At 28.8% G+C, this 15,994-nt stretch carries 15 protein-coding genes; 6 read left to right on the forward strand and 9 right to left on the reverse strand.

The features are described 5' to 3' along the window. Positions 1-96 precede the first annotated feature (96 nt). The 6 genes from BPP43_RS12810 to BPP43_RS03150 form a co-directional block, all read right to left on the reverse strand. Complete coding sequence (locus BPP43_RS12810) at positions 97-1,938, reverse strand: alpha-2-macroglobulin family protein (RefSeq protein WP_493526475.1); 1,842 nt, start codon at positions 1,936-1,938, stop codon at positions 97-99. Then, the gene (locus tag BPP43_RS03130) at positions 1,910-5,845 is read right to left on the reverse strand and encodes an MG2 domain-containing protein (RefSeq protein WP_493526476.1); all 3,936 of its coding nucleotides are present in this window, start codon (positions 5,843-5,845) and stop codon (positions 1,910-1,912) included. The genes BPP43_RS12810 and BPP43_RS03130 overlap by 29 nt, the downstream gene beginning before the upstream one ends. A gap of 85 nt (positions 5,846-5,930) precedes the next feature. Then, entirely contained in the window at positions 5,931-6,266 is a 336-nt protein-coding gene (locus BPP43_RS03135) for a GIY-YIG nuclease family protein (RefSeq protein WP_015274142.1), read from the reverse strand. After that, positions 6,256-6,936, reverse strand: a complete 681-nt coding sequence (locus tag BPP43_RS03140) for a cytidylyltransferase domain-containing protein (RefSeq protein ID WP_014933132.1) — start codon at positions 6,934-6,936, stop codon at positions 6,256-6,258. The genes BPP43_RS03135 and BPP43_RS03140 overlap by 11 nt, the downstream gene beginning before the upstream one ends. A 26-nt stretch (positions 6,937-6,962) precedes the next feature. Beyond that, on the reverse strand, positions 6,963-7,823 hold the full coding sequence (gene truB, locus BPP43_RS03145) for a tRNA pseudouridine(55) synthase TruB (RefSeq protein WP_015274143.1): 861 nt from the start codon (positions 7,821-7,823) through the stop codon (positions 6,963-6,965). Between the two features lie 28 nt (positions 7,824-7,851). Then, the gene (locus tag BPP43_RS03150) at positions 7,852-8,592 is read right to left on the reverse strand and encodes a hypothetical protein (RefSeq protein WP_014933130.1); all 741 of its coding nucleotides are present in this window, start codon (positions 8,590-8,592) and stop codon (positions 7,852-7,854) included. 62 nt (positions 8,593-8,654) lie between these two features. On the opposite strand from BPP43_RS03150, the gene BPP43_RS11965 reads away from it, so the two are divergent. The 3 genes from BPP43_RS11965 to BPP43_RS03160 all read left to right on the forward strand — a co-directional run bounded on the left by BPP43_RS11965 (position 8,655) and on the right by BPP43_RS03160 (position 9,966). Then, the gene (locus tag BPP43_RS11965) at positions 8,655-8,945 is read left to right on the forward strand and encodes a hypothetical protein (protein WP_015274144.1); all 291 of its coding nucleotides are present in this window, start codon (positions 8,655-8,657) and stop codon (positions 8,943-8,945) included. A gap of 163 nt (positions 8,946-9,108) precedes the next feature. After that, complete coding sequence (locus BPP43_RS11970) at positions 9,109-9,279, forward strand: hypothetical protein (RefSeq protein WP_015274145.1); 171 nt, start codon at positions 9,109-9,111, stop codon at positions 9,277-9,279. 57 nt (positions 9,280-9,336) lie between these two features. Further along, entirely contained in the window at positions 9,337-9,966 is a 630-nt protein-coding gene (locus tag BPP43_RS03160) for a MotA/TolQ/ExbB proton channel family protein (protein ID WP_015274146.1), read from the forward strand. Between the two features lie 271 nt (positions 9,967-10,237). Here the strand turns inward: BPP43_RS03160 and trpS are convergent, their stop codons facing one another. From trpS to nadE, 3 genes are all read right to left on the reverse strand, one after another. Next, positions 10,238-11,242: a tryptophan--tRNA ligase gene (gene trpS, locus BPP43_RS03165; RefSeq protein WP_015274147.1), complete on the reverse strand. Its 1,005-nt coding sequence runs from the start codon at positions 11,240-11,242 to the stop codon at positions 10,238-10,240. A 33-nt stretch (positions 11,243-11,275) separates the two neighbouring features. Then, positions 11,276-12,226, reverse strand: coding sequence for a PSP1 domain-containing protein (locus BPP43_RS03170; RefSeq protein WP_015274148.1), 951 nt, complete (start codon positions 12,224-12,226; stop codon positions 11,276-11,278). A gap of 80 nt (positions 12,227-12,306) precedes the next feature. Then, positions 12,307-14,184, reverse strand: coding sequence for an NAD(+) synthase (gene nadE, locus BPP43_RS03175; RefSeq protein WP_015274149.1), 1,878 nt, complete (start codon positions 14,182-14,184; stop codon positions 12,307-12,309). 151 nt (positions 14,185-14,335) lie between these two features. Here nadE and BPP43_RS03180 point away from each other — a divergent pair, with 151 nt between their 5' ends. The 3 genes from BPP43_RS03180 to BPP43_RS03190 all read left to right on the forward strand — a co-directional run bounded on the left by BPP43_RS03180 (position 14,336) and on the right by BPP43_RS03190 (position 15,986). After that, positions 14,336-14,923 (forward strand): pyridoxamine 5'-phosphate oxidase family protein, encoded by a 588-nt coding sequence (locus BPP43_RS03180; protein ID WP_015274150.1) that lies wholly within the window; start codon positions 14,336-14,338, stop codon positions 14,921-14,923. Positions 14,924-15,015: 92 nt separating this feature from the next. After that, positions 15,016-15,567, forward strand: a complete 552-nt coding sequence (gene gmk, locus BPP43_RS03185; RefSeq protein ID WP_013245205.1) for a guanylate kinase — start codon at positions 15,016-15,018, stop codon at positions 15,565-15,567. A gap of 17 nt (positions 15,568-15,584) precedes the next feature. After that, the gene (locus BPP43_RS03190; RefSeq protein ID WP_013245204.1) at positions 15,585-15,986 is read left to right on the forward strand and encodes a hypothetical protein; all 402 of its coding nucleotides are present in this window, start codon (positions 15,585-15,587) and stop codon (positions 15,984-15,986) included. Positions 15,987-15,994 lie beyond the last annotated feature (8 nt).

Below are 15,994 nucleotides of genomic sequence, written 5' to 3' on the forward strand. Positions count from 1 at the left end.
AATTGTATAGTTTTAGAATCAAAGATAGTATTTGAAAAAAGGCGATACCTTATAAAAGATACCGCCTTTAATTATTCTAAAATTTTGTTATTAGATTTATTTAGCCTCTATAACAACTTTATGCTGTCCGTCATAACCGAATACCTCAGGGTTATACATCTCTTCAGCCTTAGTAGCAGGAAGTAAATATTCACCAGGTGTAACAGCACGAACTACATATTTGTATATATGCTCACCCTTGTCAAGAACATCAGCAAATAATAATATTTTGTCATTGTAGTTTTCTGTATGATTAAATCCGCCCCACCACCAAGTATTATTATAATTTCCTGTGATGTTTTTAACTTCGCTGCTTTCTGTAGCAAATGAAGAGTTTAATATTCTCATACCAGAAGCAATAGGAGTATCCACTACAACGAAATGTCTTTCATAAGGAACTGTAACTTTTACAACAACAACATACTCTTCGCCTTGTTTAAATTTCTCTTTAGTAAGGTCTAATACTCTGCCGTCTTTAGTTTGATACTCTCTTACAACATTTATTCCCATATCTCTATTAACAGCCAACTCACGAGGAGCATAAGTAAGTCTTACACCATAATAAAGTCTTCCAGCACCATTTCTTCTAATATTTGCTATAGAAGCCCTTGTATTTAAATTACTTAATCTTTCATTCATAAACTCACTTAAAGCATAATTTTGTGTTAAGCTAGGCTGAGTTCTTGAATTAAATGTTTCAGCAAGTAAAGTTTTTCCTTGATATATAAACTCTGCTTTGAAATTAGGTTTAACATTTTCGTATTTTTTGTAATACATATTCATAGCAGCAAATACTGACACATTGTCTTGAGTGTTTAAATATCTGCCGTTTTTTCTTGATTGAACAAGCCAGCGAACCACTTTTTCATTGATAGCATTATCATAACCTGTTTCTATCAAAGCATATAAAGCAGCTGAAGTATCTCTTACTGATGAAGAGTGTATCCAGTAAAGATTTTTATATCTCTCTTCAAGTTCATAATGAGCAGTATTAGGGTCTTCTTTTATAGTGTTAAGTATATATTGTCTAACATTAGTAAATGCCTTGCTATCATATTTATTATAATACATAGCTCTCATTAACTGAACCTGTCCATAGAAAGGTATATTATTAACTTGAGGGTATATTCTGTCTATTATAGCTTTCACATCATTAGAATTATATCCGCCTTCTGCAAGCACTGCTGCAATATAAGATATAGATGAAAGATTAATATACTCATCAAACCAGAAGCTAGGTTTTTCAGCCTCACCGCTCTTAGCATAATTGTTAATATATTCTAATGCCAATTTTAGAGAGTTTTCATCAATAGCATAACCCTCTTTTTTAGCCTTAATCATAGTTTCAGCAGCATAAGCAGTAAGCCAAGGAGATATCCAAGTTTTGCTAGGATAATAAGAGAATCCTCCATTAGGGCTTTGATAAGTAGGCATAGCCTTTAAGAAACTGTTTACTGTATTGTCTAATTCTTCTTCAGATATATCAGTAAGCTTCATATCAACTAATAATCTCTTAGATGTTATTATAGGATATACTCTTGATAACTGCTGTTCCAAACAAAGATAAGGATAGTTTATAAGATAGTTTATTCCTCCTGTAAGTTCACTGAATGCACTAGGAGACATATAAACTTCTAAACTTCCAGCACCCTTATAAGCCTCTGTAGTATTTGGCACTCTAATCATTAAATCAGTATTGTTGTTTGTAGTGCTTGAGAACATTGCCACAGATTCTGTAGTCATAGGGATATTAACTTTAAATGTTTTCTCTACAGCATCAGTATATTCTCCGCCTTTAGCAAGTATTGTAACTTTAGCCTCTCCGCTGTTTGTAGCTATAATATCAAATCTTACATCAGCATTTCCGCCTTTAGGCACAGTTATTTTTCTGACTAGCATTTTGTATTAAAGCATTAGAAGCAACAGCCTGAACTTCTATCTCTAAATCTTTATCAGAATAATTATAAACTATGCTTCCAGCCTTAAACTTATCTTCAACATAAGCAAACTCTGGAAGTGTAGGCATAAGCATAATATTTTTCTTAACTACAACAACATCATCAGAAGCACCAAAATAACCATCTTTATTTATAGCAGAAGCCATTATTCTAAATGATGTAATATTATCAGGTAAATTAAATGTAACAGTAGCCTTACCATTAGCATCAGTTTTTACTCTTCCTTGATAGAAAGCAGTTGTTAAGAAGTTCTTTCTTATGCTGAATACGTCCATACCCATAGCCTCAGCTTTAGCCATAAGCATATTGTCTGCTCTCATACCATCTCCGCCCGGTGTATCCCCTTTCTCGCCATAGTTACGCTGACCTATTAAGTGTATTCTTGTATCGGCACTTGCCACACTCAAAGGTCTCTGTCCATAGAAAGTATTAAACCAGTTTGGAGTTTTATAGCCTATTAAATTCAATACTCCAACATCAACTACGCTTAGCATAATCTCTGTTTCCATAGGCTCACTTTCTTTAGTTTCAACATATAAATCTACTGTCATCTCATCACGAGGCTCTAAACTGTCAGCAGATTTTGTTATTGTTACATTAAGCTCTTTTTCACGAGGAGATACTGAAAGCCCTGCATAACCAATTTTAAATGACGGCTTACCTTCATCTGTAGCATAATTAGTATATGCCTCATTTTCAACTCTTCCTTTTACAAGTGAAACACCCACATAAACATTAGGTAAATATTCAGGTTTTATAGGTACTTCTATTAAAGCAGTAGAGCCTTCAATATTTGTAACAAAAGAATCTATTACATATTCTCTCTCAACTGTTACTAAAGCAGTAGCAGATTCATAAGGAGATTTTACCATTATTCTTGCTGTTTCATAAGGTTTATACTCTTCTTTTTCTGTGATAAGCTCAAGCAAATCATCATCAAACATAGCCCAAGGAGCATAATCCTTACCTATAACATACATATATTCATCAGCAGCAACTTCTCTTTTTTTAGAATCTTTTGCTCTTGCTAACACTATATAAAGACCAGAGTTTGTAGGAGTAAAGCTGTATGCAACAGGGGCTTTTTTTGTTGTAACTGTAGTAGTTTCAATAACATCATCAATCTGTGTAGATTCCCATTCAAATCTTCCGCCTGTTATAGCCTTTCTTACTGATTCCCAATGTCTTCTTATAACTTGAACTTCTATCTTTTTGCCTGCAAGTCTATTTCCTTCAGCATCAACTGCAATAAACTCTAACTCTGTAGGCTTATCAGTTTCCAAGAAATAACCTTGTCTTTTTATACCAATATAATAATCACTTCCATGAACCAATACACTCTTAGTTGTACTTACTTTTTGAGAATCTTCACCAGATACTGTTGCCTCTATTGTAACATAAGCAGAATGTATTGAACGGCTTGCATCCACTGTAGGACTATAAGCATATTCTCCGTTTTCATCTAATGAACCAGTACCAGTAGCTATTGTAGAATAATAATTATTATAATACTCATCTTCAAACCAGCTTAATTTTGTAAATCTAAATCCTGCATTATTAGGAGGAGTGAAGAAAGTTTCATTCATAGATATATTATAATCAACTCTATTAGATATCATAGGCTCACCGAACAAATACCAGCCAGACATCTTTATAGGCATAGTGTCGCCTAAATAATAATTTTTATCTTCAACCCAAAGTCTGCTTTCATATTCTAAAGGCTTAAACTCTTCAACTCTAAAGCTCTGTGATAAACTATAAAGCTCTTCATCATTATTATTAGAATTTAATGCCACTCTCACGCTATAATAGCCAGTAGGAGCATCTGCAGGAAGAGTAAAGTCTATTAAATAAGAACCAAACTCATTTAAGCTCACATCTCCTTTATAAATCTCTTCGCCTCTTGAGTTATTAACAGTAAATGAGCCATCTTTCAAATTAGTAGGTATATTCCAATTTCCAATAATATTTTCTCTTACAACACCTTTTATATGCACCTCTTCGCCTGCCTTATAAAGTCCCCTCTCTGTAAACATAGAACCATTATATTCTTTATCAGCAGGAGAATAATCATAACTAATATCCATTCTCCAAGGTGAAACACCTGTACCCCAATCGCTATTGATAAAAGATACATCATCACCCTTTGTAACTATTGCCCATTGTCTTGGAGTATCCCATCTGCTTGCTCTTTTTATTCCAAAACTTCTAAAGCCTTTAGTAGTAGCTATTCCGTTTTCATCTGTTGTTGCTTTTTCTAATACTCTATTAAAGTCGTCTCTTATCTCTACTTCTGCACCTGCAACAGGCATTCCTGTTTTTAAGTCTGTTACAAATATTGTATTTGAATCGCCTGAGAATTTTCCTGTTACGCCCATAGATGTTATTTGTATTTGTGAAGCTGTTGAATAATCGTACTCGCTTTGGTAGCCTGTTTTACTTTTGAACTCTATTGATAAAAGCCCGTACTCTTTATTATTCATATAATTTGTTAAATAGAGTGCTGTTGTAATATATCTGTTTCTTTCAACATTTGGAGTATATTCTGTATTATTATTGTAGCCGAATAAGTTTTTATATTTATTAGTATAATTTCTAAACTCTAGAGTTTCATCATATCTATATACTTGTTTATTTACAAATAAGAAAGGTATAATATTTTCTTTATCAACGTATCTGCTTTGTATATAAATTGTATTAGGGTTCATTACCTGTACAGGAAGTTTTACTCCTTCATAAGCTTCTACAACACCCATTCCAGAAGGTATTGAAACACTTGGGTTATAGTCTGTAACATTTAATGTAATATTTTTCTCTTTGCCTAAAGTTTGTCCGTAAATATCTTTTAAGCTTCCTTTGATTTTTATATTATAAGTGATATTAGGGTTAAATCTAAGTGAATAAAGTGAGAAGCTTTTAGAAGACCATGAGTTTTGTTCTATTTCTTCTTGTGTAGGAAGCTGAATTTGCGGGCTTATTTCCATATTTTTTATTAAGTCAGCCCATTCTACTCTTGTACTGAATTTTATTTCTGGAGCTTTTGGAGAATATGATGCTGTTACTGTTTGCTCTTCTTCTCCATTAAAATAAAAATTATCATGTGTAGAAAACTTAAAACTATCATTGTCTGCTGTGCCTAAGTTTCCATTTATAGCAGCAAGTCCTTCTTCTATATATACACTTATTTCATCATCTTTGTTTAAAGCCTTTTTAGGTTTTATAACTAATACCTGATTTAATTCATATTCATTAGTTTCCCATTCTCTTAAATCTTCTATTTTTGCATATCTAACATCAAAATCTATCTCTCTATAATTACTGCTTGATATTAATTCTATTTTCTCTTTTGCACTTTGCAAGTATATTGGCATATTATAATAAATAACTATATTAACATCTGTAGGAAGGTCTGATTGTCTGTCATAAGGGGAAGTTTTTTGCATTATTGGTCTTAAAGTATTAAAAGTCCAAGTATAATCGTTTTCTAATGTTTCTCCTGTAAGTTCGCTTTTAATTCCTTTTTTAAGCGTAACTTCTATTTTTGTATTGTCTGGTAAAGCTTCACTAGGATAAAATGCCAAAGTATTAACAGAAAGCCACCTGTATTTACCTTTAACATCTATATTAAAACTAAAATATTGATTAGTTACTTCTTTCACAGCTTGCAATGCAACCATTTGCTGATTGAATGTTACCGTTATAGCTTCATAGTTAGCTCTGCTTGTATTCTCTCCGATAGGAGTAGTTCTGTCGATACTAACAGCACCAAATAAAGATAAACTGCTCATAAAAATAAATGACATAATAATAATATAAAATGTTTTTAGTCTTAGAATGGACTTTCCCATAAATACCCCCAGATAATATTCAATTCTAATGTTATAACATAAATAATTTTAAAGTAAATAATAAATTAAGATATTTTTAATAAAATTAACTATTCATATTTGATACACTTATTACGCTAATTTTTTTTAATTCGCTATATTCTTTTAGAAAATATTTTTTTAATAATCTTTTATTTTCTATAAACATGGTTTTTGTTTTTTTATCTTGTTTTTTTATATAATGCTCTATTTTTAAAGCGATACTTATGTTTTCAACTCTCCAAGCTGATAAAAATTTAATAGGTTTATGGGTTTTAGTATATTTTGCACCTTTGCCTTTACTATGCTTTATAAATCTCTCTTTTAAATTGTTTGTTACTCCAGTATAATAACTTCCATCTTCACAGAGAAGTATATAAACATAATAAAACTCATTTTCCATTTTTTATGTCTCTTATAATATCATCAACATCAATATATATATTATTATTATATTTTTTAAATATATCACATACATTATTATAATCTTCTTCCATGTCTACTGTAGTTCTTAATTCAGGCATTCTAAAACTCTCTTCAACTTCTGGATTTTCTATTTTAAATTTATTAGGGTTTCTATAATGATACTGAGTAATATGTTCATGTTCAAAAGAATCATTAGAATTATCATTAGCATATTTTAAAGCCTCATAATTAATAACTTCCACACCGCTACCATATGGAAGCAAATCATAATGACTTAAATCTGCATTTGTTTTTATATGATGCTCTATTATAGAATCTAACGCTTTTACACTCACCAAAGGGTTATCCCCAGTAGCTCGCACTATAATATCTCCATTAAACTTCTCTGCAGCTTTTACGTATCTATCTAAAACATCTTCCTCGCTTCCTACAAAATAATTGCATTTGAGATTTTCAAATATTTTACTAAACTCATTATAAGATTTCTCTTCTGTAGCAACTATAACATCGTTAGCCATTTTAGAGCTTCTTAATCTCTTTATAATAAGTTCAAGCATAGTGCTGCAACCTGCCATAGGTTTTAATGCCTTTCTTGGAAGCCTTGTAGAGCCAACTCTTGAAGCAAGTACAATAATTATCTTTTTCATTTTTTTTCATTCCTTGTTATAAATAATTACACATCTATAAAAGAGTATCTATTAGAATTATTAATATTACTTATAATAGCTAATAAATTATTATCCCTATCAACTAAAGCTAAATATTTATTTTTTATATTTATATTCTCTATTAATTTTGTATTTCCAGAGAGTATTTGTTTTATATCTTTTTTATCTTCTATTAAAAGTTTATCAAAGTTTTTAAACATATTAAAAAAAGAAATGATGTTATGAGCATTTATATTTTCTAAACTAATAGCATTATCAATATTATAATCACCAATAGAAGTTCTTATTAAATCTTTTGTGTATGCCAAATTATTAGTAATCTCTCCAATATCTCTTACTATTGCCCTAATATAAGTACCTTTACTCACAGAAGTTTTAATTCTAAAATAAGGATAATTATATTCCAATAGTTCTATATTATTTATAAAAACATTCACACTCTTTAATTGAAACTCCTTATTTTCTCTTGCTAAATCATAAGCTCTTTTACCGTCAATTTTTTTAGCACTATATATTGGAGGCTTTTGCAATATACTGCCTAAAAAATTATTCTTTATCAATGCTTCTAATTCATTAAAACTTAATATATTTTGATTTTTAGTTTTCTCTAAAACTTTTCCTTCTACATCATCAGTATCTCTGCTCTCTCCAAAAACACCTTCTGCAATATACTCTTTATATAAATCATCAAACAAAAAAAATAATTTAGTATATCTTCCCAAAGCTATTATTAAAACTCCAGAAGCAAAAGGGTCAAGCGTACCAACATGCCCTATTCTTTTTTCTTTCAGTATAGGTTTTAATTTTCTTATAACATCAAAAGAAGTAATGCCTTTGGGTTTATTTACTATTAGAAATCCTTTCATAAATATTTACACTCAGAAACAAATAAATTTAAGTAACTATTATCTGAAGAGAATTAAAATATATATTAATAATATTAGCTGATATGTTTGGAATATCGCTATATTTTTTATTTGATATATTATTTCCTATAGAAAGCACTAAATCAGAAATAGTATTCATATTATGTCTTAAAGCTTCTATTTGTTTAGCTGATAATCCTAATAACTGAATATTACTTCTATCGAATTCTTTTAATGCATTTTTTACAGAAGAATCCAAAAGCTGATAAACCACTAAAAGTCTATTTTCTTCTACCTCTGTGAGAACTGTAGTATTAAGTCCGTATATCTTTGAAAGCTCATTCATTCTATTTGCTGTTTTATATATAGCATTAATATTATCCACAAACCAATTAATATTATTTCTCTTTCTCATATCTGATAATACATATTTAATATCATGAAGTATAGAATATCCAGCACTCTCATCTTCTCCGCTTGCTATATAATAATGCGAACGTATTAAAATATCTTGCAAACTATCAAAATCTGTTTTCCATTGAGGGTCTTCAGTGTTAGCATTATAATATTTTTTTTTGAAAGCATTCCAATCTATTATAAATCTCTCTATACTCTCTTTTCTATTTTGATTATTAATATTTGCAGTATAAAGAAGCGTCCTTATATAAGACTTATCAAGCAATGCCATATCTTCAAGCAAAGTATTTTCTTTTTTACCGCAAGAGATTAACAACAGTAAAATAATCAAATATATTATATTATTTTTCAATTAATTATTCCCACTATTTTTTATTTTATTGATTAATATATTAAAATAATGTAATATAAATTATGGAAAAAAACAAGATATATTTTTTAATATTATTACTAGCTATTGTTTCATGTAAAAAAAATGATATAGAAAAGGGAATATTATATTCTACTGGATATAGCGATTTAAGCTATGAAGCAAGCAGAGAAAAAGCAATAGAAAATATGTATTATTATATAGCTGAAAAAACAGCACCAAGCATTAATAGAAACGATTATAATGTTGTTGGAGTGTTTTTAAAAGATTCTAATATAATAGACTTTAATAATAAAGAAACAGTAAAAATAAAAAATTACAAAAAAAATAGATAATTATTATACAGATATAAAAGTTGAAGACATTTCTATATACACAAACTCACTGCAAGCTTTAAGTAAAATTGTTAGAGAAGGAAAAATAGAAGGTAATATTTTTAGAGCGAATGCATCTATACAATTAACAGAAAATGCAAAACTAAGTCCTTATACAAGGCAAATGCTTACACAAAATGCATTAAAAAGAGCTTACGAATCTTTATATTATATGTTATTAAAAGAAGGAATAGATGTTAATAAGGTTGTAGAATTAACCAATAATGCTTATATTTCAGAAGAAAGCTATAGCGAAAATGAATATAATGTTGTGATAGAAACAGAAATAAATTAGTAATTATTGATTTTTTATATATATACAATTATAATTATTAGAAACGGAGAATATAAAATGAATAATGTTATAAATGGAATCTTTGGAGCTACTTCTTTGCTTAATGTTGCTATGATACTATGTTGGATAGCTTTATTATTATGTTCTCTAATAGCTATAACAGCAATAGTTGATAGATTTATTTATTTTAATAAAATAAAAGCACAAGATGATGCTCTATCCCCAAAGCTTCATGCTCTAATAAAAGACAATGATATAAAAACAGCAATAGCACTATGTGAAACAAGTAATTCTCCATTATCAAACATAGTATTAGAGGGGTTAAAAAATATAGAAATAATAAAAGAATCAATGATAATGCAGTCAAATAAAGAGCTTCCAAAATTAGAGAGATTTATTTCTACACTATCTACAATATCAACAGTAGCACCGCTATTAGGACTTTTAGGTACAATACTAGGAATGATACAATCTTTCGGAGTAATGGCATCTGTTGGAAGCGGAAACCCTATAGCTCTTGCAAGCGGTATAGCAAATGCACTTCTCACAACTGCAGCAGGTCTTGTTATAGCAATACCTACAGTTGTTTTTTATAACTATTTCGTAAATGCTCTAAACTCAAGAATAAGCTTTATGGAAAATGTTTCTAATGAGATTTCAGATTATTTAAGCAAGAAAGATAAATAATTTTATATATACATAAACAACTATATTTTCTCATAGTTTTTTTCTTCAACTTTTTCCCGCCGCAAAAAGTTGCAAAAAATGCAAATGATTTAATTTTGTACGTTATAAATATATATAAATAAGATAATGCTTATATTTTTGTTAAAAATGAAGTTCTTTTGATTCTTTTATTAATATAGAAGAAGTGTGGCTTTGCCCAACAAATAAAAAACATACAAGAATTTTTAACAAACTTAAAAATTCTTGTATACTTGAACAAAACTATTGAAAATTATTTTCTCTTGCGGTCATTAAGCCCCATTAAATCACGCACTTCATAAAGTGTTTTTTCAGCTACCTCAGAAGCATTCTTTGCTCCCTCTTTAAGAACATCATAAACATAATCTAAATCATTAGAATATTTATTTATATTCTCTCTTATAGGAGCTAATTCTTTATTGATATTTGCAGCAAGCATTCTCTTACATTGTACGCATCCAATAGAAGCATTTTTACAACCTTCGCAAACTTCTTTTTGTTCATTTTCGCTTGAGAAAATTTTATGATAAGAATAAACATTACAAATATCAGGATTACCCTTATCTGTTTTTAATTTTCTATTAGTGTCTGTCATAGCTTTTTGCATTATTAGTTTTTCTGTTTCTTCTGCTGTAAGCGATAAAGCAATGTGGTTATTTAATGATTTACTCATTTTGTTTACGCCGTCAAGACCTAATATTCTTAATACCTTGCCATGATAAGTGTCAGGCTCTTTAAAATATTCTCCAAATCTATTATTAAACTTTCTTACTATCATTCTTGTAAGTTCAACATGCTGTTCTTGGTCTTCACCAACAGGTACTATATCAGGGTGATAAAGCAAAATATCAGCAGCCATTAATGATGGATATGTGAGTAAAGCAGCATTAATATTTTCAACATTTTTTCTTGATTTATCTTTGTACTGTGTCATTCTTTCTAATTCTGCTACAGGTATAATAGAATTAAATATCCAAGCTAGTTCAGTATGAGCCCTCACATCAGACTGCACAAATATAGAACATTTTTTAGGGTCAAGTCCTGAAGCCAAATATTCTACAGCAGCATTAATTATTCTTTTTTGCATCTCTTTTACATCATATTCTATAGTAATAGCATGATAATCAACTATACAAAAAAAGCCGTAATAATCATCAAGTATATCAGCCCAATTCTTCAAAGCCCCAAGATAATTGCCTATATGAAGCGAACCTGTAGGCTGTATTCCGCTTAACATTATTTTTTTATTATTATTCATAACTATAACTCCAAATATTAATCATTAATATTATTATTCTGCTTTTATATTAGCAACCAAAACACCATTTTGATTTTCTAACTCATTAGCATTTATATAAAATAATCTCTTATCTTCTGTTTCTATAAGTAAAGTTTTATTTAAAGGATTCAAATCTTTTATGGAAGCAGGAGTATTATTAAATATTAATTTAGTTCCTACTTTAGGCAAATCCTTTTTAAGAGAACAATAAGCCTTATATTCATGAGCCAAACAGCACATAAGTCTTCCGCATTGACCGGATATTTTCATTGTATTTAAAAGCATGCTCTGCTCTTTTGCCATTTTTATAGTAATAGTTTCAAACTTTCCATTTTTTACCCTGCAGCATAATTCTCTTCCGCATATTCCGCATCCGCCTATAGCCCTAGCTTCATCTCTAACACCAATCTGCCTTAATTCTATGCGTGTCTTAAAATGAGCAGCCAAATCTTTTACAAGCTCCCTAAAGTCAATTCTCTCCTCTGCTATAAACTCAAATAATAACTTAGCCCTATCAAGAAAATAATAAGAGCTAATAAGCTTCAAATCTAAATTATGATTATTAACTTTCTCTTTACAGATTCTAAAAGCTTCCACAGCATCTTCTTTGTTTTTACTATGCTGCTTCAAATCTTCTTCTGTTGCTTTTCTTAATATATTAAATATTTTATTTTTTTTAGGTTTTACTATATGAGCTTCATCGTCCACCATCTCTTTCATCTCTTCAGATATCTCTTCATCAGCAGCATTATCTTCAGACATATTTTCTTGACTGCTATCTTCTACATTGCTATTAAATGCTTCCATATCTATATCTTCAAAATTAACAATATATCCTAATTCAATACCCTCATCAGTCTCTACAATACAAGCATCTTTTATATTTATATCTTCTATATGTGCATGTTCAAACTTACCAAAATTGGAATCTCTAAACTTCACATGAGCTACATTTTTTATCATCTATAAACCTCTATTTTTATATTGTAAGTCAAAAATAAATTATTAAACATTTTATTTTTAAGTTAATATAATTGCAAGTATTATTTATTTAATATTTCATTCTTTAATTGTAAATATCTTGCAGTATAATAAACACCATTTTGAGCCTCTTTGCTTCCATTTCCAAAAGCTCTTTTACTAATAGAAAGTATAGGAGGAGCCTGTATTCTTTTTGAAACAGCCATTCCAGTATATTGCTTCCACCACTTCTCTAAATCCTCTATAAACTCAATATCAGTTTTAAAATATTTTTTTAATAGTCCTTTTTTACACCCAATCTTCTCTTCTAAACTTCCATCAATATACCACTCTAAAACATCTTCAGGTATAATTCTCTTCCAAGATTCAAACATAGTTTTAAATAAATAATCATGATAATCATATTTTATAGGGTCGCCTTTACCTTCATCTACAGCCTGTGCAGTTGAAAGCTCAGCACTTGGAACTATATTAATTGTACCCTCTGGAATAACCTCTCTTTTATAAACTTTATCATTAACATATTTTGCAAGTCCATATATTTGATACTTCCATAAATCTCCTAAGCAAGCAAAAAAACCAGCATTATCACCATACAAAGTAGAATAACCAACTATAGTTTCTGTTTTGTTTGCATTGCAAGTAAATACACCTCCAAAACTTGCAGCTATAGCAGCTAGTATTCTTGAAGAGCGGTCTCTTGCCTGTATGTTTTCTGTAACAAAAGATGATACTTTTAAGAAACTCTCTTTTCCATCTTTAATCATAGGAGAAGTTTCAAGCTGTTTTATAGTATAATCAACAGACTCTTGTATAGGCATTACCATATAAGCACAGCCTAAATTATCAGATAAACTCTTTGCAAGGTTTTTAGTTGTATTAGAGTTAAACTTGCTAGGCATGTTCACAAGTAAAACATTATCAGCACCCAAAGCACTAACATACATAGCAGATGATAATGCAGAATCAATTCCTCCAGATACCCCAATAACTACCCTATTCATTCCAATAGATTTCATAAACTTTCTTATGCCGTAAATAACTGTATCGTATATGAGTTTGTATTCATTTTCTTCTTTTACTGCTATCTCTTCTTTTTTACTTTTATCATCAAACTCTATATAATATACTTCCTCTTTATATCTATCTCCTTTTAAAAGTAGTTTACCTTTTTCATCATAAACTCTGCTGCTTCCGTCAAAAGTAAAAACATTCTTACCATTGTTTTGAATGCCTACATTATTAGCATATATTAATGGCTTATTATATTTTTTTGCTATATCAGAAAACATATTATTCTTTTTTGTTTCATCTTCTAAAATATAAAAAGAACTAGATATATTAATAAACATATCAACATCATCTTTCATTATTTCCATAGGGTTTACATTATAATTCTTAGCCCACATATCTTCGCATATAGTTAAGCCTAATTTTATTTTTTGTTTATTAATTTCTATCTCTAATGGTTTTAAATATTTTTTTATACTTACATCATTTTCTAAAGCTAAATCTTTTAGGCTGTAAAAATGTCTGCTGTCATCAAACTCTTTATAATTTGGAAGAAGAGTTTTTATAAAGAAATTATATTCTGTTGTATTATTGTCTATAAGCTTGCCATCTTTTGCTACAAACAATGCATTATATTTTCTCACTCTTCCGTCAAAGTTTTTTTTAGCTTTATCTAAAGCAATATTACCAAAAATAACATATATATCTTTAGAAGCTTTTATTATCTCTTCTCCAAGTCTCTCGCATTCTCTTACAAATGATTCACTCTCCCACATATCTCCAACCATATACCCAGAAACAGAAAGCTCTGGAAAAACAATAATATCTGCATTATTATCCCTTGCTTCTTCAATATATTTAATCATTTTACTAGCATTTATCACCGGCATAGAAGGTATTATTTCAAATTGGCATATAGCTATCTTCATAAGAAACACTCCAATTTTTTAATTAAATTTTTAATATAAAATTAAATAAAATATTGGATAATATAATATAAGAAAATAAATAATTTGTCAAAATATATATTATAATGATATAATCAAATAATTAAAACTTATTATTGAGGTTATAAATAAAATGAGAAGAAAAGAATTTAATTTTAATGATAAAAAAGAAATAGAAAATATGTTAAACACTATAGAATATGGAGTCATGTCATTACCAGATAAAACACCATACTGTGTACCTATAAGTTTCTGCTATAAAGATAATGAAATATATTTTCACGGAGCTCCAAGCGGAAGAAAATACGAATTATTAAAAAATAATCCAAAAGTATCCTTTACTGCATCAAAACCATATTCATACATACCATCAACATTTAATAATAATACTATGATACCAACGCAATTTTTCTTTTCAGTATATATTGAAGGAGAAGTTAATCTAATAGACAAGATTGAAAAAAGAAAAAATATATTATATGAACTAGTAAGAAAATATGAAAAAGACAATAATAATTTATCAATAGAAAACAAAATGTTTGAATATGCTCAAAAATCAATGATGATAGGAATAATAAAAATAGAAACCATCACAGCAAAGGCAAAATTCGGACAAAACATGAATGATGATGAAATAAATATAATAATAAAAGATTTAGAAAAAAGAGGCGAAAAATTAGACTTTGAAACAATAGAAATAATAAAAAATATGAGAAAATAATGAATATCTTATGTAAAGTTTGGAAAAAAACTTGAAATATTTTTTGCTTTGTTGTATAATCAATAAAACTATCTATTGGGTATCTTTTTTATATGAGTAATATAGTGGTAATAACAGCTCCATCGGCAGCTGGTAAAACAACTTTAATAAAAAAATATATGTCAAAACACTCAAATGCAATGTTCAGTGTGTCTCATACAACTAGAAATATTAGAGAAGGTGAAGTTGACGGCAAAGATTACTACTTTATAGATAAAGATACTTTCCAAAAAATGATAGATAATGGCGATTTTATTGAATGGGCTAATGTTCATGATAATTATTACGGCACTTCTTTTAAAGAATTAGAAAAGGCTAATAATGAAAAAGTTATATTAATATTGGATATAGATATACAAGGAGCATTATTTTTAAAAGAAAAAGGAATACATGCTAACTATATATTTATAGAGCCTCCTTCAATAGATGATTTGAAAGCAAGATTAGAGGCAAGAGGAACTGAATCTGAAGAGAGCATGAAGATTAGAATACAAAATGCTAAAAGAGAATTGGAATATAAAAATAAATTTGATATTGTTATAAAAAATGATGAAATTGATGTAGCTTATAGGCAATTAGAAGAAGCTATAAATTCAAAATTATAATAAATGGAGTATTTATAATGGGAATAATACCACTTAAAAAACTTATTGAATATAAAGGCAACCGCTATGAACTTAGTAAAGCTATGATAGAACTTGCTAAATCAGGCGAAAAATTATTAAAAGCTGAAACTAAATATAGAAATGGTAAGTATATACCTACAGTAATAAAAAATATACTTGATGGTACTATTAAATATGAATACGAAAAAGATACTCAAATGACTGTTGATGAAGAAGCACCTTTCAAACATACTGAAGCTACATATAATGATGCTGAATATGTTACTGATGATGAAGTTGAAGAAGTTGAAGAAACTATTATGGAAGATATAGATGACGATGATGATGAAATAACAGATAATTACGAAGAAGAAGAGAAACCAAAAAGAAAAAAAAGAGCATCTAAAAAATCTGAATAATATTAAAT

The organism is Brachyspira pilosicoli P43/6/78, assembly GCF_000325665.1.
Lineage (GTDB): Bacteria > Spirochaetota > Brachyspiria > Brachyspirales > Brachyspiraceae > Brachyspira > Brachyspira pilosicoli.